Annotated in this window: 18 protein-coding genes and 1 pseudogene; 7 read left to right on the top strand and 12 right to left on the bottom strand. The window is 70.2% G+C overall.

Annotated elements, in window-relative coordinates:
- Positions 1–260: 260 nt before the first annotated feature.
- The 5 genes from IG99_RS37570 to IG99_RS37550 all read right to left on the bottom strand — a co-directional run bounded on the left by IG99_RS37570 (position 261) and on the right by IG99_RS37550 (position 5,662).
- Positions 261–1,232, bottom strand: coding sequence for a succinylglutamate desuccinylase/aspartoacylase family protein (locus IG99_RS37570; protein WP_037682367.1), 972 nt, complete (start codon positions 1,230–1,232; stop codon positions 261–263).
- Positions 1,233–1,250: 18 nt separating this feature from the next.
- Complete coding sequence (gene solA / locus IG99_RS37565) at positions 1,251–2,390, bottom strand: N-methyl-L-tryptophan oxidase (RefSeq protein ID WP_037682366.1); 1,140 nt, start codon at positions 2,388–2,390, stop codon at positions 1,251–1,253.
- Between the two features lie 386 nt (positions 2,391–2,776).
- The gene (locus IG99_RS37560; RefSeq protein ID WP_037682364.1) at positions 2,777–3,436 is read right to left on the bottom strand and encodes a HisA/HisF-related TIM barrel protein; all 660 of its coding nucleotides are present in this window, start codon (positions 3,434–3,436) and stop codon (positions 2,777–2,779) included.
- A 46-nt stretch (positions 3,437–3,482) separates the two neighbouring features.
- Positions 3,483–4,472, bottom strand: a complete 990-nt coding sequence (pdxA, locus tag IG99_RS37555; RefSeq protein ID WP_037682362.1) for a 4-hydroxythreonine-4-phosphate dehydrogenase PdxA — start codon at positions 4,470–4,472, stop codon at positions 3,483–3,485.
- Positions 4,469–5,662, bottom strand: coding sequence for a four-carbon acid sugar kinase family protein (locus IG99_RS37550; RefSeq protein WP_051866379.1), 1,194 nt, complete (start codon positions 5,660–5,662; stop codon positions 4,469–4,471). Before IG99_RS37550 ends, pdxA begins: the two co-directional genes overlap by 4 nt.
- 110 nt (positions 5,663–5,772) lie before the next feature.
- Between IG99_RS37550 and IG99_RS37545 the strand changes: the two genes are divergently transcribed.
- The 3 genes from IG99_RS37545 to IG99_RS37535 all read left to right on the top strand — a co-directional run bounded on the left by IG99_RS37545 (position 5,773) and on the right by IG99_RS37535 (position 9,400).
- Entirely contained in the window at positions 5,773–6,675 is a 903-nt protein-coding gene (locus tag IG99_RS37545) for a LysR substrate-binding domain-containing protein (RefSeq protein ID WP_051866377.1), read from the top strand.
- A gap of 213 nt (positions 6,676–6,888) precedes the next feature.
- Complete coding sequence (locus IG99_RS37540; protein ID WP_037682361.1) at positions 6,889–7,977, top strand: homoserine dehydrogenase; 1,089 nt, start codon at positions 6,889–6,891, stop codon at positions 7,975–7,977.
- Positions 7,970–9,400, top strand: a complete 1,431-nt coding sequence (locus IG99_RS37535; protein WP_051866375.1) for an aldehyde dehydrogenase family protein — start codon at positions 7,970–7,972, stop codon at positions 9,398–9,400. Before IG99_RS37540 ends, IG99_RS37535 begins: the two co-directional genes overlap by 8 nt.
- Positions 9,401–9,480: 80 nt before the next feature.
- Here IG99_RS37535 and IG99_RS37530 read toward each other — a convergent pair whose 3' ends face one another.
- The 5 genes and pseudogenes from IG99_RS37530 to IG99_RS37515 form a co-directional block, all read right to left on the bottom strand.
- Complete coding sequence (locus tag IG99_RS37530) at positions 9,481–9,942, bottom strand: Lrp/AsnC family transcriptional regulator (RefSeq protein WP_037682360.1); 462 nt, start codon at positions 9,940–9,942, stop codon at positions 9,481–9,483.
- A 363-nt stretch (positions 9,943–10,305) separates the two neighbouring features.
- Positions 10,306–11,271 (bottom strand): glycoside hydrolase family 6 protein, encoded by a 966-nt coding sequence (locus IG99_RS37525; RefSeq protein ID WP_037682358.1) that lies wholly within the window; start codon positions 11,269–11,271, stop codon positions 10,306–10,308.
- A gap of 96 nt (positions 11,272–11,367) precedes the next feature.
- Positions 11,368–12,844, bottom strand: a pseudogene (locus IG99_RS37520) (non-reducing end alpha-L-arabinofuranosidase family hydrolase).
- Positions 12,845–12,971: 127 nt separating this feature from the next.
- On the bottom strand, positions 12,972–13,181 hold the full coding sequence (locus IG99_RS48190) for a hypothetical protein (RefSeq protein WP_394298065.1): 210 nt from the start codon (positions 13,179–13,181) through the stop codon (positions 12,972–12,974).
- 409 nt (positions 13,182–13,590) lie between these two features.
- Positions 13,591–15,216, bottom strand: a complete 1,626-nt coding sequence (locus tag IG99_RS37515) for a PucR family transcriptional regulator (protein WP_037682356.1) — start codon at positions 15,214–15,216, stop codon at positions 13,591–13,593.
- Positions 15,217–15,463: 247 nt separating this feature from the next.
- Between IG99_RS37515 and IG99_RS37510 the strand changes: the two genes are divergently transcribed.
- From IG99_RS37510 to IG99_RS37495, 4 genes are all read left to right on the top strand, one after another.
- On the top strand, positions 15,464–16,732 hold the full coding sequence (locus tag IG99_RS37510) for an aspartate aminotransferase family protein (protein ID WP_037682386.1): 1,269 nt from the start codon (positions 15,464–15,466) through the stop codon (positions 16,730–16,732).
- Entirely contained in the window at positions 16,729–19,623 is a 2,895-nt protein-coding gene (locus tag IG99_RS37505; protein WP_037682384.1) for an FAD-binding and (Fe-S)-binding domain-containing protein, read from the top strand. The genes IG99_RS37510 and IG99_RS37505 overlap by 4 nt, the downstream gene beginning before the upstream one ends.
- Positions 19,620–21,059, top strand: coding sequence for an NAD-dependent succinate-semialdehyde dehydrogenase (locus tag IG99_RS37500; protein WP_037682355.1), 1,440 nt, complete (start codon positions 19,620–19,622; stop codon positions 21,057–21,059). The genes IG99_RS37505 and IG99_RS37500 overlap by 4 nt, the downstream gene beginning before the upstream one ends.
- Before the next feature lie 101 nt (positions 21,060–21,160).
- Entirely contained in the window at positions 21,161–21,514 is a 354-nt protein-coding gene (locus tag IG99_RS37495; RefSeq protein ID WP_037682354.1) for a cupin domain-containing protein, read from the top strand.
- A 54-nt stretch (positions 21,515–21,568) separates the two neighbouring features.
- Here the strand turns inward: IG99_RS37495 and IG99_RS37490 are convergent, their stop codons facing one another.
- Both IG99_RS37490 and IG99_RS37485 read right to left on the bottom strand, forming a co-directional pair.
- On the bottom strand, positions 21,569–22,312 hold the full coding sequence (locus IG99_RS37490; RefSeq protein ID WP_037682352.1) for an IclR family transcriptional regulator: 744 nt from the start codon (positions 22,310–22,312) through the stop codon (positions 21,569–21,571).
- 260 nt (positions 22,313–22,572) lie between these two features.
- Positions 22,573–23,319 (bottom strand): IclR family transcriptional regulator, encoded by a 747-nt coding sequence (locus IG99_RS37485; RefSeq protein ID WP_037682351.1) that lies wholly within the window; start codon positions 23,317–23,319, stop codon positions 22,573–22,575.
- Positions 23,320–23,436 lie beyond the last annotated feature (117 nt).

Here is a 23,436-nt window from a genome sequence, read left to right as displayed (position 1 = left end):
CGTCATGGACGGCGGCCGGGCCGCAGCGCCGTCTCCCTCCAGCGCAACAAGAACCGCCCCGGCCGTTACGGCGGGCCAGGTCAGGGTGAGTGTGACGAGGACGGATAGATGGCCCAGCGGCGTGCCAGGAGCTCCTGGTCGACAGATCGCGAGCCCCTCGTATCGCGTCATCAAGACCCCCATGCCCCGCGGGTTGTCCGCGCTCTCCGTCAGGCCACCACCCGACCTCTGTCGGACATCGCGGGCGGACCTGCGGCCCGTCAGTGATGCGGGGCGGCGATGGCGGCGAGGTGCGTGCCGGGGCGGACGGAGAGTCCATTCATGCTGTAGATGATCGTGCCGGTGGAGACGGCGGCGACCTTGTGCTCCGCGCCGTCGACCGGGTCGATGACGCGTCCGATGCCCTGCCCCTCGGTCACCTCGTCGCCGGTGACCGCGTCCGGGTACCAAAGGCCTGCGACGGGAGACTCGACCTCGCCCGTCCAGATCCACTCGCGCGGCGGCACGGTCGGCGGCTTGACGTGCTGCGACGCCTCGATGACACCGAGGTGGTGCAGCAGCCGGTACAGGGCGTCGAGCAGCCTGCGGACGGTGGCGGGGGCGCGGTCGCCGAGTTGCCCGGTCTCGACGAGGATCGCGGGGACACCCTGCCGGTTCGCCGCGGCGTGGCTGTTGCCGTCGGCCGCGCTGGTGCCGTAAATGACCCGCTCGTATCCGACCGCGTGGGCCATCGCCTTGTTCTTCGCGTCCAGCTCGGCGTCGGAGGTCAGGCGGTAGCCGACGAAATCGAGCAGATGCTGGTCGATACCGCCGCTGTGCAGGTCCACGTAGGCGTCGGCGCCGTCGATGAGGTGCTCGAACAGCCAGGCCGCCATCCGGTCGGTGGGGCCGCCGTCCTTGTCGCCGGGGAAGACGCGATTGATGTTGACGCCGTCCAGTGGGGAGATGTTGAGCCTGCCCCCGTAGACGGCCGGCGGATTGGCCACCGGGCAGATCACCACCTGGCCGGCGACCTCATCCGGTTCCAGCGCCCCGGCCAGGCGGGTGGTGGCGTCGACGCCGATGAACTCACCCCCGTGGACCCCACTGGTGATCACGACCCTGGGGCCGGGACGGGATCCGTTGACGAGGATCAGGGGCACCTCCACCGTCGTGGTGCCGAGGTCGGCGGGCAGGCTCCCGCGGGTCTTCTGGCCGCGCTCGGCCCGCAGCGAACCGATGGTCAGGGTCATGGCTTACCTCGTTCGGACTCAGGCCGTGGCGCGGCCGTCTGTGGTGATGAAGTCGATCGGCTGGGAGGTGCGGCCCTCCAGGGCGAGGTCCGCGGCGATGTCGCCCATGGCGGGCGAGATCTTGAAGCCCTGGCCGGAGAAGCCGGCCAGCAGGACGATGTCGTCGCAGCCCGGCAAAGGGCCGACCAACGGCCGGGTGCTGTCCGTGTAGCCCTCCATGAAGACGGACACGCGCACTGGATCGGGGCTCAGGCCGGGCAGGTGGCGCCGCACCGCCGTGGTGAAGGTCTCCAGTTCTTCCGGTGCGACGGTCCGGTTCAGCCGGTTCGGATCGTCCACGGGCTTGTGGTGGGCCTGGGGCAGGCCGAGCTTGACGGCCAGGCCGTCCGGGGACGGGATGCCATAGAAGGGGATGTCGCCGCAGCGGATGAAGGCGGGACGTTCGGCGTCTGCCGGGTGGTCCTCGTAGGGCAGGAACCAGGCGCTGATCGCGCGGTAGACGCTCACCTCCCACGGCAGGTCGGGCAGCAGGTCGCCCACCCACGGGCCGGGCGTGACGACCGCCGCGTCGAAGCGCTCCGTGTCGGTGTCGGTGCGGATCTCCACGCCTCCCCCGGCGAGGGGAGTGACGTCCCGCACCGGGGTATAGCGGCGGATCCGGGCGCCCAGCTGCTCGGCGCGCCGGGCCGCGGTCTGGACCGTCAGCTCGGGGCGGATGAAGCCCGCGTGGGAGTCGCGGACCACCAGATCGCCGTCGTCGACGCGGAACTGCGGGAAACGCTTGGCCATCGCCTCGGCGTCGATCACCTCGTGGTCGAGGCCGTGCTCGGCGATGCCGTCCATGACGGTACGCATCTCGGGGTCGTCGGCCGGCCCCATGACCAGGGCTCCGGTCAGGCGGCGCAGTTCCCGCCCGGTCTCCGCCTGCAACTGCTTCCAGAGGGCGTCGGCGTGCCGGACGAGCGGCACATAGCGGCTGTCGTGGGTCTGCACGCTGCGGAAGACCCGGGTCTCGCCGCCTGCGGCGCTGCGGTCGTGGCCGGGTGCGTAGCGGTCGTAGCCGACGACCTCGGCCCCCCGGGCCGCCAGCCGCCAGGCGGCCTGACTGCCCATTGTTCCCAAGCCGACCACGGCGACGCGCTTCCTCGCAGCTGACACAGGAATTTCCTTTCATGGCCGGGCCGCAAGCCGGGCCCCGTGCGTGAGGATGCTTGGAGGCAACGTGGAGGGGAGCGGGCCCTTGGGGCCCGACGCTCGCATTCGTCCCAGGTTCGGGGATCCACCCCGGTCCTCGGATCCCCCCCCATGTGCCACATTGTGGTATGTAATGCTGGTATCTGGCACAGAGGGTGGCAGTGGCTCAGTGGAGAGTCAAGAGGTCCAGCGGATGGCCATGTGACTCGAGCTCACCGCGCCCGTGACCTTGCCCGGTCCTCGTGCACCGGCGAATGCCGCTTCATCCCGGCCGGCGAAGCGGTGACCGCTCCCGCTCGCACGGGACGTTCCGCGCCGTCTTCCTTTTGGGTTCCCGGGGGTGGCTCTCGCTACAGACCCACCACGGGGGCCAGTTGGGATCGGAGGGTGCCGGCGTGCGGCCGCAGGGTGCCGTCGAAAGCGGCGGATCCGATGGTGAAGGCGTCGGCTCCGGCTGATGCGAGCGCCTGTATCTGGTCGGTGCTGGTGATGGAGCCGGCGACGACCAGGCGGCCGGTGGTGGCGGCGCGGGCGGCGCGGACCAGATCGAGAGGGTCGGCATCGGTGGCGCGGTACGCGAGGAGGTCGACCCCGGCACAGCCGGCGGCCTCCGCTCGTCGGCAGTCATCGGCGATGCGGTCCGGGCCGCCGGCGAGGCGGGTGGGGTGGCCCAGGGGTTCTCCCGCGAAGGGCAGGTACCCGATGGACGTGCCGCGCAGGAAGGTGAGGGTCTCCTCGATCCAGGTGCCGCCCATCAGCCAGTCGACGCCGAGTTCGGTGGCCGTCCGTACTGAGGCGAGTGCCTGGTCCCGGTGGGTGCTGACGACTTCGAGGTACGTGGTGGCGCCCATGTTTCTGAGACGGGTGTGGAGCTGGGCGAGGGTGTCGGGGTCAACGCCGATGTCCTTGAACCCGATGTGGGTGATGCCGAGGTCCCCGATGGTGTCGAGGACCTCGAGGCAGTCGGTGACAGTGCGGTCGTCGCGGGTGAGCATGAAGATGAAGTCCATGGTTTCCTTACCGTTTTCTGTGCCGGGGCTGATGTGAGCCGGTGGGTCAGGGGCGGTCCGGTGCCCCTGAGGACAGGCGGTCGGCGTGGGTCAGGGCGGCGAGCAGGCTGGTGTGGTCGGCCGTGCCGAGACCGGCGATGTCGAAGGCGGTGCCGTGGTCGACGCTGGTGCGGACGAAGGGCAGGCCGATGGTGATGTTGACGCCGTGTTCGATCCCGAGGTACTTGACGGGGATGAGGCCCTGGTCGTGGTACTGGGCGACCACGGCGTCGAAGGCTCCGGCGCGGGCTCGCATGAAGACGGTGTCGGCGGGCCAGGGTCCGCTGGCCCGGATGCCTTCGCTCTGCGCGGTCTGGATGGCAGGGGTGATGATGTCCTGGTCCTCGCGACCGAAGAGGCCGTTCTCCCCTGCGTGCGGGTTGAGGCCGGCGACGGCGATACGGGGGGAGGGCAGGCCGCTGCGCTGGAGTGTGCGGTGGGTGAGGCGGACGGTGTCCAGTACGCGGGCTGTGGTGATCGCGTCGATCGCGGTGCGGAGTGACTGGTGCACGGTGACCAGGACGATCCGCAGTTCGTCGGTGGCCATCATCATCGCGTAGTCCCTGGTGCCGGACAGGTCGGCGAGGATCTCGGTGTGCCCGGGGTAGGGGACGCCGGACAGGCGGAGTGCTTCCTTGTTGATCGGCGCGGTCACCAGAGCCCGTATCTCGTGGGCCATCGCGAGCTGGATACCGCGGCGGACGTACTGGAAGGACGCCGCTCCGGCTCGGGCGTCGAGTCTGCCGCAGGGCAGGTCGGCCGGAAGGCCGTCCTCGGCAAGGACGTCCACCGTGCCGGGTGCGAACTTCGCCTCATCCACCGAGGAGATGGGGCGGAGTGCGAGGTGAGTGTCGGCGATCTTGTCGGCGCGGGCTAGGACGTCCATGTCGCCGATGACGACGACGGGCGCGGTGCGCCGGGAATCGGCGCACGCTTTGAGGGTGATCTCGGGGCCGATTCCGCAGGGGTCGCCCATGGTGATGGCGATCGGGCTCATGCGTGCTCTCCTGGGGCGAGGGGATGTCGGATGAGGTGGCACAGGCGCAGGAGCATGGCGTCGTCGCCGAAGCCGCCTGCTTTGATCAGCACGGGAAGGGGGAGTCGGCCGATCAGAGATCCGCGGACGACGCCGGGTTCAGGTTCGTCGAGCAGGTCGATGCCGGTGGCGCCGAGGGGCTGGAGCACGGTGGTGGCCGTTTCTCCTCCGGTGATGACGAGCGCGTCGACCGTGTGGTCTTCGGTCAGCGCCTGGACGACTGCCGCCTGAGAGCGGGCGAGTGCTTGTGCGGTCTGTGGGGTGTGGCGTTCATCGGGTGTCCGCAGGGTGAGGACGGGGGCCGTCAGGCCTCGCAGCGTCTCCACGGCCGGGGCCGGATCGACGCCGACGGTGACACCCTGGACGTCCTCCCTGGTGTGCAGCTCGACCAGCTGCCGTCGGGTCGCCGGGTTGGTGCTGCCGACCACGATCAGTGGGCGTCGGGCCGGGGCGGGCAGTGGTGCAGCGCTGCCCGTAGCACGTGGACACGCTCGGGCCAGGGCGGCCGCCAGACCTGGGGAGCCGACCCACAACACTTCGTCGAGCCGCGGCACCGCTGCCACCAGACGGTCGAGGTCGCCGTCCTCGGCGGCGGAATAGACGATCAGGTCACCGTTCCCGATCAGTTCGGGCAGCTCGGCTGCCCGGTCCCGCTGCGCGAGAACGGCCTCCGGGAACAGCGTGGCGAGGTCCGAGCACCGCACGGGGTGTACCGGGTCGCGGGCGTAGTCGCTCTCGTGGACCGGCACGCCCCGCACGTACTGGACCCCCGCCACCGTCACTCTGCCCTCCGCGGGGAAGGCCGGAGCGATGACGACGGCCCGCCTCCGCGATCCGGCCCATGCGGCCCGGACCTCTGCCGCGACATGACCGCGCAGGGTGGAATCCACCGTTTTGAAGAGCAATTCGGAGCCGGCGCACAGGCGGGCCGCCCGCCCCGTACGCGAAGCGGCGGCCTCCTCGTCCAGCACCCGGCTCCCGAGGTCAACCGCGTTCACGCCCACGACGTGCCGCGGCACGCCTGCTGTGGTGGTGAGCAGGATCCGGGCGTCGTGACCTGTCTGGCGGAACGGCGCGGCACCGTCCCCCGCGCTGGTGAGGTCATCCGCCAGGATGGCGATACCCTGCCGCGCCTCGTTGCGGAATGTCATGCCCCACCTCTCCGTTTGCCACCCTTGTCTGTGACGAGATCAATGGTCGTTCAGATGAAAGGGCAGGACAAACGATTCATCCTCACAAGACCTGTGAGTAGAATTCACGCATGCGATGGTCGGCCCTTCCTCCCCTGAATACGCTGCTGCCCTTCGAGGCGACCGTCCGGCACGCGAGCATGACCGCGGCGGCGCAGGAACTGCATGTCACACATGGCGCGGTGAGCCGACAGGTGCAGAACCTGGAACGGTCCCTTGGAATATCGCTGTTCGAACGACAGACCCGCGCCCTGCGCCCGACCCCGCAGGCGCGCCAACTGGCGGCCGTCGTCCGGGACGCGCTCGATCAGATCGATGCGGCAGCCCGGCAGATCTCACACCGCACACCCGCTGGACCGCTCACCCTCTCGTGTGAGCCCACACTCCTGATGCGATGGCTCATTCCCCGGCTCCCTGATCTGGCCGTGAACGTGCCGGACGTAGCCGTCCACCTGTCCGCAGGCGGCGGCCCTGTCTTCTTCGAGCGGGACAACATCGATCTCGCGATCCGCCGAGACGACTTCCCGTTCCCTGAAGAGGCGAGCCGGATCCGCTTGTTCGCAGAGCGGATCGGACCTGTCTGTCGGCCCGATCTCGCGACCGGCCTGACCGGCGCCGCCGGTATATCGCAGGTAGCCCTTCTGCACACCGACACACGACCGCAGGCGTGGGACGACTGGCGACGTATCACCGGAATGAAAGCAGAGCCCGCCTCCGAGCAGACCCTGGAGCACTTCTACCTGACCCTCCAGGCTGCCGCGGCCGGCGTCGGAGTCGCCATCGCCCCGTATGCCGTCGTCCGCGACGACCTGGAGCGAGGGCAACTCGTCGCACCCTTCGGGTTCGTCCCCGACGGCACCAGCTACCACCTCCTCAGCCGCCAATCACCCGAGCGGGACGGACGCGTTCGCCGACTGACGGCATGGCTGCGGGCCAAGACGAGCCGGCTCGAAGAAGATTCCGCAACGGTGTGACCGCTGGGCATGTCCGACCTTCGTTGCTTGGCGTCCCGTCCGGTGCTGGGCCAGTGAACCCGTGTCGCCGGACACGGGTGAGCGAATCGTCATCACAACGGTGCAGATCGGCATGGCGTGTGGTCGTTGCGGCATGGAGCAGGTGACAGGCGGAGAAGCGAGGCTCTTCAGCAGCCGCACCGTGAAGGCGGCGGACTGTGAAGGAGCGATCTCATGGGCCGATACGATCTCGCCCTCATCGGCTTCGGCGGCGTCAATCGCGCGCTTGCCGAGCTGATATCCCAGAGCGGGGAGCGCCTGGCGAAGGAGCTGGGTTTCGCCCTGCGCGTCGTGGCGATCACCGATCTGCGGGCCGGTTCCCTGGTGGACACCGACGGCATCGATCTGGCGCCGCTGCTGGCGGCCGAGCCCGGGGAGCTGAGCTTCGCGCACCTCGCAGCCGGCAGCGCTGATCCGCGCAACGAGTGGGTGATCCGCGAGGTCCCGGCCGACATTGTCGTGGAGGCGACGTTCACCAACCCCACCGACGGCGAGCCTGCCCTCTCTCATGTGCGCTGGGCCCTGGAATCGGGCAAGCACGTGTGCACCACCAACAAGGGCCCGGTCGCCCTCGCCGGCCGAGCCCTGAAGCGGCTGGCTGCCGAGCGTGGTGTCAGCTTCGAGTTCGAGGGCTCGGTACTCAGCGGCACTCCCATCCTGCGCACCGCCCAGCGCATGTTCGGCGGTCTGGAGATCACCGGCGTCCAGGGCATCATGAACGGCACCTCGAACCACATCCTGGGCCGCCTCGAAGAGGGCATCGAGCTTTCGGCGGCCATCAGGGAAGCACAGGACCTCGGATACGCCGAAGCCGACCCCACCGCCGACATCGAGGGCCACGACGTCCAGCTCAAAGTCATGATCCTGGCCAACGAGGTCCTCGGCGCCGACCTGCGCCGCGAGGACGTCTTCTGCGAGGGCATCTCCGCGATCACGCCGGACGAGGTGCGGGACGCCGCCGCCAAGGGGCTGCGCTGGAAGCTGGTCGGCTCCGCCACCCGCCACGAGGACGGCACCGTCGATGCCCGCGTCGCCCCGCTCGCCCTGCCCGCCCACCACCCGCTGGCGGGGATCTCCGGCCCCCTCAACGCGGTCGCCTTCCACACCGACCTCCTCGGCACCGTCACGGTGTGCGGGCCGGGCGCCGGCCGTATCGAGACCGCCTACGCCCTGCTGTCGGACATCACCGCCATCCACCAGCGCCACGCCGACGACGACACCGCCCCCTTCCGCCCCGTTCTCCAGGAGACGCACCGTGTCTGACACCGCCGTGCCCTCGGCCATCGAACTCGGCACCGACACGGCGCCCGTGCACAACCCCTACACCGGCGAGATCATCGCCTCCGTGCCCACCGTCGACGCAGGCGCCATCGGCGGCATCCTGCAGCAGGCCAGGTGCGGGCGCCGCACCGCCGCCGCGCTGTCCCGCGCCGCCAGGGCCGCGGTCCTGGAGCGCGCCGCCCACCTGATCGAGCGGCGTGCCGAGTCCTTCGCCCAGCTGATCGTCAGCGAGGCAGGCAAGACCATCACCCAGGCCCGCAAGGAAGTGGCCCGCGCGGTCAACACCCTGTCCCTGTCCGGAGCCGAGGCACGGCGCAACGCCGGCGAGGTCATCCCCTTCGACTCCTATGAGGGCTCCGAGAAACGGCAGGGCTGGTTCACCCGCGAACCGCTGGGCGTCATCGCCGCGATCACCCCGTTCAACGACCCCCTCAACCTGGTCGCCCACAAGCTCGGCCCGGCCATCGCCGGCGGCAACGCGGTCATCCTCAAACCGTCCGCGCTGACGCCGCTGTCCGCCCTGCGGCTGGTCGACACCCTCATCGAGTCCGGCCTGCCCGAGGAGGTCGTCACCGTCGTCAACGGCGACGCCGGCATCGCCGCCGCGATCGTCGCCGCCCCCGACGTGCGCATGGTGTCCTTCACCGGCGGTTTCGCCACCGGCGAGGCCATCTCCCGCACGGCCGGTCTGAAAAAGCTCGCCATGGATCTGGGCGGCAACGCCCCGGTCATCGTCATGGACGACGCCGACCTCGACGAGGCAGTCGCCTGCTGTGTCTCCGGCGCGTTCTGGGCCGCGGGCCAGAACTGCATCGGCACCCAGCGGATCCTCATCGCCCGTGAAATCTACGAGCGCTTCCGCGACGCCTTCGTCGCAAGCACCAGACTCCTGCGCGTCGGTGACCCCCTCGACGAGCGCACCGACGTCGGCCCCATGATCACTCAGGAGGCCGCGGCCGCCACCCGGGCCAAGGTCGACACGGCGCTGGCCCAGGGCGCGGTGCTGCTGTGCGGCAACCACGCCACCGGCTCCCTGTACGCGCCGACCGTCCTGGCAGACGTCCCGCAGGCCTGCTCGATCTGGCAGGAGGAGGTGTTCGCCCCCGTTGTCGTACTGCAGCCGTTCACGTCCTTCGAGGATGCCATCGAGCAGGCCAACGCCATCGACTACAGCCTCCACGCGGGCATCTTCACCTCGCGCCTGGACCACGCCCTGAGCGCGGCCCGGCTGCTGGAAGCCGGCGGAGTCATGATCAACGACTCGTCCGACTACCGTTTCGACGCCATGCCGTTCGGCGGCTTCAAATACGGCAGCATGGGCCGCGAAGGCGTGCGCTTCGCCTTCGAGGAGATGACCCAGCCCAAGGTCGTCTGCGTCAACCACATCACTGACGTGGTCCAATGACGGACTTCTGTGCCGAGCACGACGTGGTGGAGCTCGCGGTCAGGGCTGGCTGCCGTCCAGGGAAGAGGCGGTGGCGCTGCTCACTCCGGTGCCGTTGAACTCCGCTCCCCTCGCGGGTGGTTGACGATGCTGGACAGGGTGAGCGCGGTGACCGTGTCCCGTACGCCGGGCATCTGGGCGATGTTCTCCCAGATGTTGCGTATGCGTTCCAGTGAGGCCGCCTCCAGGCGCACCATGATGTCGAAGTCGCCGCTGAGGATCTCGCAGATGACGACCTCGGGGATGCGTTTGAGTGCGGCCAGGACGTCGCCTCCGCGCATGCGGTCCTGGCGGTGGACGAGGACGAGGGCCGAGACGGCGTGGCCGGTGTTGTCGCCCGCGCGGACGATGGTGTAGCCGGCGATGTGGCCCTGGCGCTCCAGCCGTTCGATGCGCTGGCGCACCGCGTTGCGGGAGAGCAGTACCTTGCCGGCCAGCTCGGAGTGCGAGACGCGGGCGTTGCGGGTCAGCTCGGCGATGATCTTCTCGTCGGTGGCGTCCACAGTGGACCGTCTCCTTCGGGAATCGGTCGAGGTTGCAAGCCCCACGGCAAGCGAGGGTGCCGCAGAGATGTTCACGTGCCACAAAGTGGAATGCTATCCCACAATATGGAATAGACGATGACAGCGGCGCGGCGGGGAGTCAAGAGGGTCTCGGCGGCACTCCACCGGAGCCCGATGCCGGCGGGCCGAGGCCGCGTCGACCCCGCCGGGAGGTGCTCGCCGTGGGACTTCACGGTCGCCCTCCTGGGGGGCCAGGAGGTTCAGGAGTCGGAGGCCGACCGCACGTCGGGGCCGAGGCCGGTCCACGTCCTTCTCAGGCGCGGTCGACCTCGGCCCGCGGATCGGCACGCGAGCGGCCGCGGATCAGTAGCCGTAGATCATCTTGTAGGCGACCTCCGGGAGGAACTGTCCGGCCGAGGAGCCGGTTCCCACGCCGCAGTTGCCGTCGGACTCGCCCGGGACCTTGATCCACAAGAGCATCTCGGCGCCTCCGCCCAGCTGGGAGGGGGTGCCGATGCGGCGGCCCGAAGGGTTGCACCACTGGCCGTTGGAGCCCTTGCCGTTGCGGCTGGTGTCCACGACGAACGGCTTGGTGTAGCCGTACCGGGCGCCGAGTTCCCTGTTGACGGCGTTGCCGTACGCGGTGTTCTCGGCTGTCGTCAGGTAGTTGGAGACATTGAGCGAGAAACCGTGGGCCTGCCGGAGCCCCGCTTCGTGAAGGCGCCGGGCCATGGTCGTCGCGCTCGCCCAGGCCGGGTTGCCGGCGTCGAGGTAGACCCAGGTGTTGGGGGCCTGACGGTTGAATTCGGCGAGGGCTCCGGTCAGCATGCTCTCGCGTTCGTCGATCTGGGCCTGGGTCATGCAGCCGTAGTCCCCGAGGGAGTCCGGTTCGAGGACGACAACGGCCGGGCGGCCGGCGATTCCGCCCGCGAACTGGGCGATCCAGTTGGCGTAGGCGGAGGGGGAGGAGGCTCCGCCCGCGGAGTGTCCGCCGCAGTAGTCGCGGTTGTAGATGTTGTAGGCGACGAGGAGGGGCAGCTTGTCCCGGGCGTCCGCGGCGCCCACGTACGCGCCGGTGGCGGTGCCGATGGTGCCGCTCCAGGAGCCGAACCAGCGGGCCGTCGGTGTGTTGGCGATGGAAGCGTTGATCGCGGGCGTCCGGCCGTCACCGGGGTTGGCCGCGACCCACCGCTTCGCGCTGGAGTCGGGGTCCACGTAGAACCCGCTGGTCATGGTCGTCGGGTCGGCCGCGTGGGCGGACGGGGCGGCGGCGAGCGCCAGCGGCAGCGAGGAGAGTGCTGCCACCAGGGCGAGAAGTCTGCGGCGCATGACAGTACCTCGGCTTTCTGACAGGGGTGCGTTCCGAAGGTCGGCGGTGAGCGTGGGGAGCGCTCCCGACGGAAGCGCTCCCCACGGCACAGCCGGTCAGCAGGTCTGGTTGGTCTGGGTCAGGAGGCGCAGCCGCCACGGGAGGAGGTTGGAGTCACCGCCGGCCCGAGCGAACGGGTTGCCCTCGGACGCGGCCAGGGGCGACCACGAGCCGGCGAGGCTGCTCGTGGTTCACGAGCAGAAGTAGCGCCGGCCGTCCGAGCCGATGGCCTCGACGAGGAGCAGGTACTCGCTGCTGCCCTGGATCTTGAACATGTTGCTCGCTTCGAACAGCGCGTACCGGTTGGAGCCCTGCGCCGGTGGAGTACGAGCGTTGCCGGTCTGGTACACGAGGTGTCACAGCCGCTGTGGCGCGTAGTGGAAGACCCGCGGTGCGGCTCGGTACGCGCGACCGATGGCGCCGCGGCCCAGGTGGTGGTGCGTGGCCGAGCCGGCCTGGGACCAGTCACTGAAGTTCAGCGGCGGCGTCGGTAGTGCCGCGCGGAGCGGCGGGCGTTCCGCCCAGCGTCGTCAGCACCGCGTTGTACGCGGACTTCTTGTTGCCGTTGCGGTCGAACAGCAGCGGGTTCTCACCGCTGCGCCACGAGTCGCTGTCCCGGATGCCCCAGACCGTGATGCCGGTGCAGCGGGCCACGTTCATGCAGGCCCTGACCGTGTTCGCGTACGCGGTCGGCGACGCCTGCGCGATGTCCAGTTCGGTGATCTGGACATCCACACCGAGGGCGGCGAAGTTCGACAGGGTGGTCTGGAAACTGGCGGGCGGGCCGCCGGCGCCGAAGTGGGACTGGAGGCCGACGCAGTCGATGGGCACGCCGCGCGCCTTGAAGTCGCGGACCATGCGGTACACGCCCTGGGTCTTGGCGTCGCTCCAGTTCTCGATGCTGTAGTCGTTGTAGCAGAGCTTGGCCGACGGGTCGGCCGACCGTGCGGTGCGGAAGGCCTGCTCGATGAAGCCGTCGCCCAGCAGGTTCTGGAACACCGAGGAACGGTGCTGGCCGCTGCCGCCGTCCGCGAAGGCCTCGTTGACCACGTCCCAGGAGTGGATCCGGCCCTTGTAGCGGTTCATCAAGGTGGTGATGTGGTTGTTCATCACGCCGCGCAGTGTGTTCGCGTCCCTGATGGAGCGGACCCAGTTGGGCAGTTGGGAGTGCCAGACCAGGGTGTGGCCGCGCAGGCGCTGACCGCGGGCCTGTGCGCGGTTGGCGATCTGGTCCGCGGGGCCGAAGTTGAACGAGCCGCGGGACGGCTCGGTCGTGTCCCACTTCATCTCGTTCTCGGGTGTGACCGAGTTGAACTCGCGGTTCAGGATGCCGGTGTACGTGCCGTCGCCGAGCCTGCCCGCGGCCACGGCGGTTCCGAAGTACCGTCCGGACTGGGCCGCCTGGGCGCCCAGGGTGGAGGCCTTCACGGCGTCGGGCGCGCCGATCGCGGTCCCGGGTGTCACCAGGACGGTCGCGGCCACCAGGGACAACACCGAGGCTCGACGACGGTCGAGCCGCTTCAGCGGGTTCATGGTTCTCCTCGTACGGTTGGTGGGGGGTTGCGTGGTGCGGTCGGTGGACCTCCGCAGGACGTGGGCGATCGGTAGCCCCTGAAGAACCGTCAGTCGTCGCCCAGGGAGAAAGCGGGTCCGAGGCGGGTCAAGGTGGTGCCGTCGGTGCTGTAGGAGAAGGCGGGGGGCGTGCGGCGCCGGGGCGGATGGCCGCGTTCGCGTGCAGCCGGATCGCACCGCCGGAGGCGGACGTGCTCGCGGCCTCGGTGCCGGTGCCGGTCGTGTTCCTGTTGAAGGTGCAGCCGAAGCGGATGACGTCGACACCCACCCGGTCGGTGTACGCCCGACGGCGGCCCATGTGTTGTTGAGGACATGACATATGCATGGTCGGCCTCTCTGGGTTCGAGAATTCGAACGCTCATCGATGGGTGGGCATCCTGGATGATAGGAGTCGGAGAGCTCCCGTCAATATGTCTCGAAGGATTCGCTTGGGTTAGCGAAATATTTCGACGCCGAGGGCGCGATCGTGGATGGTTGATATCCGGTCAATCGGGCGGATGATTCGACGAGCGTGTTGACAGCCTCGGGAATCCCTCTAGCATCCGTGAGATCAGCGATCCGAAAGCGAATCGAAATTTCGAATGATCCAAGAGATGTCATGTACATGACATAACTATCGCGGCGCAGCTTTCATCCGCTGTCTGGCGCCGTTGGTGCGCCCTCGCGGCGCCGGACAGCACCGGGACGAGCCGCACCGGGATTCCGCGTCAGTCGGCTCGCAACACATCGAGTGCCGCAAGTGCCACGTGGAGCTCGGTGCGCTGGCCGCCCGATTCGAGGTCACGGTCGAGGAGACGCTCGATGGTGCGCAGGCGTTGGTACATGGTCTCGCGGGAGAGGCCGCCCCGGCGGGCGGCGGTCGTCTTGTTGCCGGCCGCGTCGAGGTAGTGGCGCAGGGTCGTCAGCAGGTCGGTGCCGTGCTGGATGTCGTGGTCGATGAGGCGCCGGAGCTGCCGTTCGGTGTACTCCTGGACACGGGTGTCCTCACGCAGGGCGTACAGCAGGCGGCGCAGGCCGATGTCGGACAGCTCGTGGAAGGAGCGGTCCGGGGGGAGGGGCTGGCCGGGCGGGGTGGCCTCGGCGACGCGGGCGGCCTCGCGGAAGGAGCGGGCGGTGTCCGTGAGGTCCGTTGCCTCGGAGCCGACACTCACGACCGCGCCCGGCGCCGGGCTCAGTACCGTGCCGGACAGGCGCTCGACGACGGGACGCCATGGCTGGGCGGTACGCAGAGCCAGCAGGATGCCGATGCGATCGGAGGCCAGTTCGCCGACGAGGGCCGGCACGCCCGCCGTTCTCAACTCCTGCAACAGACGGGACTCGATCTCGGCTCCCCCCTTCCCTGCGCGCAGGTCCACCAGGGCGGCGATGAAGTAGCTTCGATCGGTCGGCAGGCCCAGTGCGGAGCAGCGGGCGCGGGCGTCCTCCGCCGAGCGGTGGCGCTGTTCCACGAGGTCGAGCAGGGCGTTCCGGTGCGCTGTGCGTTCCCATGGGGTGGGGTGGATGAGGCGCGCGACGGTCAGTGCCATCGCGGTCCTCTCCAGCAGGGTGATGTCCTCCGGCCCGAACGCCGGTCCTTCGGTGCGCGCCGGGAGCATGGCCACGCGACCCCAGCGCTCGCCCTGGTACTCGACGGGTGCGGTGAGCCAGCCCTCCGGGCCGCGTCTCGCTGCGTTGTCGCCGGGCACGGCCGCCCTGGAGCGCTGTTCCCAGTCGGCGAGTGCCTCCTCGACGGTGAGCCCGGACGGCTCGCAGATGAGGGCCTGATGTACCAGGTTCTCCAGGACGACCGTACGGCCGCTCATCTCCGCCGCCGCGCGCACCACGTCCTCCGGCCCGGCTCCGCGCAGGGTGAGAGCGGTGAACGCCTCGTGGATGCGCTGGGTGCGGCGCATGGCGTCCGTCTGGTTGCCCAGCAGGAGCGCGTGCACGACCTGTGTGACCTCCAGGAAGTTGACGTCCTTGGCCAGGGTGACGAGGGGCAGGCCGCGACGGCGGCAGGCGTCGACGAGCGGGTCCGGCGGGCGGTGGTAGCGGCGTACGAGTTCGATGACCAGGGCCGCCGCCCCGATGTCGGCGAGTTCGTCGACGTACCGGCGCACGCCGGCCGCGTCCTGCGGCAGGGGCATTCCGGTGGTGAGGACGAGTTCTCCGCCCTTGAGGAACGATGCGGGGTCGGTCAGCTCGGTGATGTGGACCCACCGGACCGGACGGTCCAGGTGCGGCACGCCGGTGACGACCTGGGGTCGTCCGGCGGCCAGGACGGGAAGCGCGAGGACATCGGCCACCGTGAGCGGACGGGTGGACCCCTGGCCGGCCGGGTGGTTGTCGTTCACGGTCTCTCCAAGGGTTCCTGCCCGAACTCGGCATGGAGCCCGGGGAGTGCCCGGCCACTCTGACAAGCGTCTCTGACCTGCGCAAGAGCGGTCCGTGCGTGATCGGTACCCGGCGTGCCCCCGAGGAGGCTGACACAACGTCCGGATGTCGCGTCCCGGCCGGACAGATCGCGCGTTGGCGCACCCCTCGCCCGCGGGGATGCTCGGTGGACCGCAGCAGACCGAACACCGAGGCCGGGAGACGAACATGACCGCACTGTCGCCGCACCTTCGCCAGGCCACGCCTGTGGTGGCGACCCGGGGCGAGGGCGTCCACCTCTTCGACCAGGACGGCCGCCGCTACCTCGACTTCACAGCCGGCATCGGCGTCACCAGCACCGGGCACTGCCACCCCAAGGTCGTGGCGGCGGCCCAGGAGCAGGTGGGCTCGCTGATCCACGGCCAGTACACGACGGTCATGCACGAGCCGCTGCGCCGTCTGGTCGACAAGCTCGGCGAGGTGCTGCCGGCCGGCCTGGACAGCCTGTTCTTCACCAACTCCGGAAGCGAGGCGGTGGAGGCCGCGCTGCGGCTGGCCCGCCAGGCCACCGGCCGCCCCAACGTCATCGTCTGCCACGGCGGCTTCCACGGCCGTACCGTCGCCGCCGCCTCCATGACGACCTCCGGCACTCGTTTCCGCTCCGGGTTCTCCCCGCTGATGAGCGGCGTGGTCGTCACGCCCTTCCCGTCCGCCCACCGGTACGGCTGGGACGAGGAGACCGCCACCCGCTTCGCCCTGAAGGAGCTCGACTACACGCTCCAGACGATCTCCTCGCCCGCCGACACGGCGGCGATCATCGTCGAGCCGGTGCTCGGCGAGGGCGGGTACGTGCCCGCCACCCGCGCCTTCATGGAAGGCCTGCGCGAGCGCGCGGACCGCCACGGCTTCCTCCTCATCCTCGACGAGGTGCAGACCGGCGTCGGCCGCACCGGCCGCTTCTGGGGTCACGACCACTTCGGCGTCACGCCCGACATCCTCGTCACCGCCAAGGGCCTGGCCAGCGGCTTCCCGCTGTCGGGCATCGCCGCCTCCGAGGAGCTGATGACCAAGGCGTGGCCCGGCTCGCAGGGCGGTACGTACGGCGCGAACGCCGTCGCCTGCGCCGCGGCCTGCGCCACCCTCGACGTCGTACGCGACGAGAAGCTCGTCGAGAACGCCGAGGCGATGGGCGAGCGGCTGCGCCACGGGCTGGAGGCGGTGGCCGACCGGACGCCCGGCATCGGGGACGTGCGGGGCCTCGGCCTGATGCTGGCCACCGAGTTCGTCACCGAGGACGGCAGCCCCGACCCCGAGACCGCCGCCCGCGTCCAGCGCGCCGCCGTCGACGAGGGCCTGCTCCTGTTGCTGTGCGGCGCCTGGAACCAGGTCGTCCGGATGATTCCGGCGCTCGTCATCGACGAGACGGCGGTGGACGAGGGCCTCCAGGCGTGGGCGAGCGCGGTCGAGGCCGGCACATCGGGCGCGGCACGGCCATGACGGACACCACCACGGCCCTGGAGCCGCTGGTCGCGCGGCTCGCCGAGACCGCTCCCGGCCTGTGGGTGGAGACCGGCCCCGGCTCCACCGGTCCCTACGCCTACGACGCCTCCAACTACCGGGTCCCGCCGCGGGCCGTGGTGTTTCCCCGCTGCGCCGACGACGTCGTCGCGGTGCTGCGGGCCTGCCGTGAGACAGGCATCCCGGTCACCGCGCGCGGCGGTGGCACCAGCATGGCGGGCAACGCCGTCGGACCCGGCGTCGTGCTGGACTTCTCCCGGTACATGAACCGGATCCTGGACATCGACCCGGTGGCCGGCACCGCGCGCGTCGAGGCCGGGGTGATCCTGGACGCGCTGCGGTCCGCGGCCGCCCTGCACGGGCTCACGTTCGGGCCCGACCCGTCCTCGCACAGCCGCTGCACCATCGGCGGCATGATCGGCAACGACGCGTGCGGCAACCGATCCGTGCGGCACGGGCGTACCAGCGGTCACATCGAGGCGCTGGAGATCGTGACGGCCGACGGCGTGCGGGCCGTCGCCGACCGCACCGGACTGCGGGCCGCCGGCCCGGTCGACACCGACGCCGTCCATCGTGTCGCCGGTCTGGAAGCGGACGTGCGCCGCCTGATCGACGGCAACCTGGCGTCGATCCGCACCGAGCTGGGCCGGGTCCCGCGCCAGGTCTCCGGCTACCAGCTGCACCACCTGCTGCCCGAGCACGGCTTCGACATGGCCCGCGCACTGGTGGGCACCGAGGGCTCCTGTGCGGTCGTCACCGCGGCGACGGTCCGCCTGGTGGCGACCGCACAGGCTTCCACCCTGCTCACCCTCGGCTACGACGACGTGGTCGACGCCGCCGAGGACGTCCCCGAGATCCTGCGCTGGAACCCCACCGCCGTGGAGGGCATGGACGAGGCGATCGTCGCCACCATGCGCGCCCGGCGCGGTCCGGACTCCGTCACCGGCCTCCCCGAGGGGCGTGCCTGGCTGTACGTCGAGCTCGACGGCGACGACCAGGCGGCCGTCGACGCCCGCGCCGACGAACTGCTGGACGTGCTCAGGGCACAGGGCCGGATGACCGGTGGGCGGGTCGTGCACAGCCCGGCCGAGCGGCGCTCGCTGTGGCGGGTCCGCGAGGACGGGGCAGGGCTCGCAGCCCGGCTCGTCGACGGCTCGGAGTCCTGGCCCGGCTGGGAGGACGCGGCCGTCGCGCCCGAGGACCTGGCCGCCTACCTGCGTGACTTCCGCAAGCTGCTGGCCGCGCACGGCCTGACCGGCGTGCTGTACGGGCACTTCGGCGCGGGATGCGTCCATGTGCGCATCGACTTCGACCTCGCCACGGACGCGGGGCGGGCCGCCACCCGCCGGTTCCTGTCGGAAGCAGCCGCCCTGGTCGTGGAGCACGGCGGAAGCCTGTCGGGCGAGCACGGCGACGGGCGGGCCCGGGGCGAGCTGCTGGAGGTCATGTACAGCCACCGGATGATCCGGGCGTTCGCCGCCTTCAAGGAGATCTTCGACCCGGAGGGGCTGCTCAACCCCGGCGTGATCGTCGCCCCGGCGCCGCTCGACGCCGACCTCGCTCTGCGTGAACTCCCGCTCGTGGATACGACGTTCACCTTTCCCCACGACAAGGACGGATTCGCGGGAGCGGTACGCCGCTGTGTCGGTGTCGGCCGCTGCCGCAGCGACGCCGGCGGCGTGATGTGTCCCAGCTACCGGGCCACGGGCGAGGAGAACGCCTCGACGCGGGGCCGGGCCCGCCTGCTCCAGGAGATGGTGCGGGGCGGAACCGTCCAGGACGGCTGGCGCTCCACGGAGGTACGTGACGCCCTCGACCTGTGCCTGTCCTGCAAGGCCTGCTCCAGCGACTGTCCGGTCGGCGTCGACATGGCCACCTACAAGGCGGAGTTCCTGCACCAGCACTACAAGGGCAGGCTCCGGCCTCGCTCCCACTACTCCCTGGGCTGGCTGCCCCTGACGTCCAAGCTCGTCGGATACGCGGCCCGCCCGGTCAACGCGCTGCTGCGTGGACCCCTCGGGAAGCTGCTCGCGCGCCTCGGCGGCGTGACCACGAAACGCCGGATCCCCGCCTTCGCCTCCCGCCGCGCGCTGCGCAAGGCCCTGCGCACGGCGAGGACCGGCGAGCCGGCGAAGGCCCTGCTCTTCGTCGACAGCTTCACCCGCGCCTTCCGCCCCGAGGTGGCCGGGGCCGCGAGCCGCGTACTCGCCGACGCCGGCATTCCCTGCACGGCACAGGACGACCTGTGCTGTGGCCTGACCTGGGTGAGCACCGGCCAACTGTCGCTCGCGCGCCGCATCATGGCCCGCACCGTCGCCCGCCTGGACAACGGCGACGAACGGCCCATCGTCGTGGCCGAGCCCAGCTGCGCCGCAGCGCTCAAGCGTGACGTGCCCGAACTCCTCGGCACCGACGCCGCCCGGCGCGTCGCGTCCCGCGTCCACACCCTCACCGGAGCCCTGACCGACCTCGCCACACCCGGCTGGGAGCCACCGGCGATGCCGGACAACGTCGTTCTCCAGACGCACTGCCACGAGTACGCCACCTTCAAGGGCCGTCATCCCCGCGACCTGCTCGGCCGCCTCGGCGTACGCAAGGTCGACGAGGCCGAGGGCTGCTGCGGGCTCGCCGGCAACTTCGGCTTCGAGGAACAGCACTACGACACCTCGATGGCCGTCGCCGACCTCGCCCTGAGGCCACGCCTCGACGACATGGACCCGCGTACACCGGCCGTCGTCGTCGCCGACGGCTTCAGCTGCGCCACCCAGATCGACCACCTCGCCGGGGACCGGGGCATCCGCGCCCTGCACCTCGCGGAACTGCTCGACCCCGCCGCCGACCGACCCGGACAACCAGGAGAGAACTCATGACCGACACGCCCACGCAGTTGTTCATCGGTGGCGCCTGGGTGGACGCCGCGGACGGCGCCACCATGCCCGTCGACGACCCCGCCACCGGCGAGATCCTCTGCCATGTCGCCGACGCCGGCCCCAAGGACGCCAAGCTCGCCGAGGAAGCGGCCGTGCGGGCGCAGGAGGAGTGGGCCCGTACGGCGCCCCGGGCGCGCAGCGAGATCCTGCGCCGCGCCTACGAGATCATCATCGAGCGCACCGACGAACTCGCCCACCTGATGACCTCCGAGATGGGCAAGCCGCTCGCCGAGGCCAGGGGAGAGGTGGCGTACGCGGCGGAGTTCTTCCGCTGGTTCTCCGAGGAGGCCGTGCGTATCGACGGTGGCCTCGCCACATTGCCGGACGGCCGCAACCGCATGCTGCTCTCCCGTCGCCCGGTCGGCCCCTGCCTGCTGATCACCCCGTGGAACTTCCCGCTGGCGATGGGCACCCGCAAGATCGGCCCGGCGGTCGCCGCCGGCTGCACGATGGTGCTCAAGCCCGCCCCGCAGACCCCTCTGTCCAGCCTGGCTCTCGCCGCGATCCTGAAGGAGGCCGGGCTGCCGGACGGCGTGCTGAACGTCGTCACCACCTCCCGTGCGGGGGAGGTGTGCGAACCGCTCCTGCGCGGCGGGCGGATTCGCAAGCTCTCCTTCACCGGCTCCACGGCCGTCGGGCAGCTGCTCCTCGCCCAGAGCGCTCAGGCGGTGGTCCGGACGTCGATGGAACTGGGCGGCAACGCGCCGTTCGTCGTCTTCGAGGACGCCGACCTGGACAAGGCCGTGGACGGCGCGATGGTCGCCAAGATGCGCAACATGGGCGAGGCGTGCACGGCGGCCAACCGCTTCTTCGTGCACCGGTCGGTGGCGGCGGAGTTCGGGCGGCGGCTGGCCGAGCGGATGGGCGCGCTGGTCGTCGGTCCGGGCACCCGGGACGGGGTCGACGTCGGCCCGCTGATCGACAAGAGGGGGCGCGCCAAGGTGGAGGAGCTGGTCGCCGACGCGGTGGAACGCGGGGCGCAGGTGCTCGTCGGGGGCCATGCACCCGAAGGCCCCGGCTGCTTCTACCCGCCGACCGTGCTGGCCGACGTCGATCCCGGCAGCCGCCTGATGGACACGGAGATCTTCGGCCCCGTCGCCGCGATCCTCACCTTCGACGACGAGGACGAGGTGATCCGCCGGGCCAACGACACCCCCTGGGGCCTGGTCGGCTACGTCTTCACCGAAGGCCTCGACCGTGCCCTGCGGGTGAGCGAGCGGCTGGAGGTGGGCATGGTGGGGCTGAACACGGGTCTCGTGTCCAACCCGGCCGCCCCCTTCGGCGGCGTCAAGCAGTCGGGGCTGGGCCGCGAGGGCGGCCGGGTCGGGATCGACGAGTTCCTGGAGTACCAGTACCTCGCGGTGCCCGTGCGATGAAGGTGGTCAGGCCCTGAACGTGGTCAGCCCCTGAACGTGGTCAGGCCCTGAACGTGGTCAGGCCCTGAACGTGGTCAGGCCCTGAACAAAGAAAGGAAAGCATGTCGTTTCTGAAGACCGTCGACACCAATCCCTCCTTCGCGCCGCACGAGTCCGGCCCGCCCCCGGAACGTCTCGTTTCCGGCGACCCCGCGTTCAGGACCTGGCCCCAGGACATCGCCCGCGGGGAGATGATCCATACGGGAGTCTGGGAAGCGACGCCCGGCGAGACGCGCTCGATCAAGGGCGAGACCTTCGAGTTCTGCCACATCCTCGCCGGCATCGTCGAACTCACGCCGGACGGTGGCGAGCCGGCGGTCTACAAGGCAGGCGACAGCTTTGTCATGAAGCCGGGCTTCGTCGGTGTCTGGAAGACCATCGAAACCGTGCGCAAGATCTACGTGATCGTGAAGTGATGCCTACGCGCGACCCGGCCGTCAGCCGGGGGAGGACAGGAACCGGGACCGTCGTCAGGCCGGGTGCCTGGCGGTGATCTCCGCCGCCGTCTCGGCGACCAGCCGACCCAGCTCGGGCAGTCGGCCGGGCTCGAAGCGGGAGTCGGGCAGGGAGACGGCCACGGCGGCCAGCGGTGTGCCCTCACCGTCGAGCACGGGTGCCGCGATCGCGCAGACACCCTGCAGGTACTGGTTGTGGTTGACGGCGTAGCCACGCTCTTTCACGCGGTGGAGCTCCGCCCGCAGTTGCTCCGGGTCGGTGATGGTCTCTTCGCCGTAACCCTCCAGCGTCCCCGCGGTGACCTCGTCTATCTCGGACTTCCCCAGATGGGCGAGGACGGCGTTCCCGGCGGCGGTGGCGTGCAGGGGCGAGGTGTCGCCGATGGCGTGGAAGGTGCGTACGGCGTGGTCGCAGTCGACGCGGTCGACGACGACCATGCCGTGCAGGGCGTCCGGCACGGACAGGTGGATGGTCTCGTTCAGCGCGTCGCGGAGCCGGAGCATCGGTTCACGTGCGGCGGCGAACAGGCTGGAGCCCTGGAGGGCGGCGGGCCGTACGGCCAGGACGCGGGCGCCGATCTCCCAGCGAGTGGTGTCCTTGCGGTTCGCCCGTAGCCAGCCCGCCTCGTTGAGTGTGACCAGGGTGCGCTGCAGGGTGGACTTCGGCAGCCCGAAAATCCTCGTCAACTCCCCGACAGTCACGGGTTGATGGCGGGCGACCGCCTCCAGAACCCGCAGCGACCTGGTGACGCTCTTCATTTCCATTCGATGCCCCCTCGGACCTGTGGATTCCTGGTTCTCGCTCGTGACTTCAGCATGAAGTCACGGTCATGATCCGTGCCGGATTCCAGCATAGCATTCCACAATGCGGCATGTTACTGGAATTCGGCCGACCACAGGACCGGCCTTCGCCGGGCGACAGGGCGGTGGCTGCCGTGGCGCAAGGCTGAGGGCCGGCTCGCGAGCTGACGCGTGCGAGCCGGCCCTCGGTCGACGGCTTGCGGGCCGTCGTCTGCCCTTCAGGCGCCCAGGCGGCGCTGCGAGATCTCCGCGGCCGTGTCGGCGACGAGGCGGCCCCACTTGGGCGTCCGTGCGCCGTCGTACCGTGCCTCGGGCATGGAGACGGCCACGGCGGCCAGCGGGGTGCCGTCCTCGTCGAGCACGGCGGCAGCGACGGCGCAGACGCCCGGCCGGTACTGGTTGCGGTTGACCGCGTAGCCGTCGGTTCGGATCCGGTCCAGCTCGGCGCGCAGCTCGTCGGGCTCGACGGGGGTCGTGTCGCTGAACCGCTCCAGTCCTGCCGCGATGAGGTCTTCGACGTCCCGCCTCGGAAGGTGGGCGAGGATGGCGCGCCCGACGGCGGTGGCGTGCAGGGGTGAGGTGTCGCCGATCGTGTGGAAGGTGCGTACCGCCTGATCGCAGTCGACGCGGTCCACCACGACCATGCACTGCAGGGCGTCCGGTACCGAGAGGTGGATGGTCTCGTTCACCGTGTCGCGGAGCCGGATCATGGGTTCGCGTGCGGCGGCGAACAGGCTGGAGCCCTGCAGGGCGGCCGGTCGTACGGCCAGCACGCGGGCGCCGATCTCCCAGCGGGTGGTGTCCTTGCGGCTGGCGCGCAGCCAGCCGGCCTCCGCCAGCGTGACCAAGGTGCGCTGCAGGGTGGACTTCGGCAGCCCGAAGATCTTCGTCAACTCCCCTACGGTCACGGGCTGATGCTGGGCGACCGCCTCCAGGACGCGCAGCGACCTGGTGACGCTCTTCATTTCCATCCGGTTTCCCCCTGTTAATCCTCGAAATTTCTGCTGGACACCCTCTTGACTCCCCTCTGAAGCCACTGTCATTCTCTGTGCCAGATTCTAGCACAGCATTCCACATAGTGG

The organism is Streptomyces griseus subsp. griseus, assembly GCF_000720255.1.
Lineage (GTDB): Bacteria > Actinomycetota > Actinomycetes > Streptomycetales > Streptomycetaceae > Streptomyces > Streptomyces griseus_I.
This window is presented reverse-complemented; position numbering and strand designations above follow the sequence as displayed.

What these genes read in the sequence shown, in the direction of transcription:
- IG99_RS37570 (WP_037682367.1), bottom strand. Translation starts at nt 1,232, where the DNA reads ATGACCCTGACCATCGGTTCGCTGCGGGCCGAGCGCGGCCAGAAGACC.
- IG99_RS37560 (WP_037682364.1), bottom strand. Translation starts at nt 3,436, where the DNA reads ATGGACTTCATCTTCATGCTCACCCGCGACGACCGCACTGTCACCGAC.
- pdxA (WP_037682362.1), bottom strand. Translation starts at nt 4,472, where the DNA reads ATGAGCCCGATCGCCATCACCATGGGCGACCCCTGCGGAATCGGCCCC.
- IG99_RS37550 (WP_051866379.1), bottom strand. Translation starts at nt 5,662, where the DNA reads ATGACATTCCGCAACGAGGCGCGGCAGGGTATCGCCATCCTGGCGGAT.
- IG99_RS37545 (WP_051866377.1), top strand. Translation starts at nt 5,773, where the DNA reads ATGCGATGGTCGGCCCTTCCTCCCCTGAATACGCTGCTGCCCTTCGAG.
- IG99_RS37540 (WP_037682361.1), top strand. Translation starts at nt 6,889, where the DNA reads ATGGGCCGATACGATCTCGCCCTCATCGGCTTCGGCGGCGTCAATCGC.
- IG99_RS37525 (WP_037682358.1), bottom strand. Translation starts at nt 11,271, where the DNA reads ATGCGCCGCAGACTTCTCGCCCTGGTGGCAGCACTCTCCTCGCTGCCG.
- IG99_RS48190 (WP_394298065.1), bottom strand. Translation starts at nt 13,181, where the DNA reads ATGGGCCGCCGTCGGGCGTACACCGACCGGGTGGGTGTCGACGTCATC.
- IG99_RS37510 (WP_037682386.1), top strand. Translation starts at nt 15,464, where the DNA reads ATGACCGCACTGTCGCCGCACCTTCGCCAGGCCACGCCTGTGGTGGCG.
- IG99_RS37505 (WP_037682384.1), top strand. Translation starts at nt 16,729, where the DNA reads ATGACGGACACCACCACGGCCCTGGAGCCGCTGGTCGCGCGGCTCGCC.
- IG99_RS37500 (WP_037682355.1), top strand. Translation starts at nt 19,620, where the DNA reads ATGACCGACACGCCCACGCAGTTGTTCATCGGTGGCGCCTGGGTGGAC.
- IG99_RS37495 (WP_037682354.1), top strand. Translation starts at nt 21,161, where the DNA reads ATGTCGTTTCTGAAGACCGTCGACACCAATCCCTCCTTCGCGCCGCAC.
- IG99_RS37490 (WP_037682352.1), bottom strand. Translation starts at nt 22,312, where the DNA reads ATGAAGAGCGTCACCAGGTCGCTGCGGGTTCTGGAGGCGGTCGCCCGC.
- IG99_RS37485 (WP_037682351.1), bottom strand. Translation starts at nt 23,319, where the DNA reads ATGAAGAGCGTCACCAGGTCGCTGCGCGTCCTGGAGGCGGTCGCCCAG.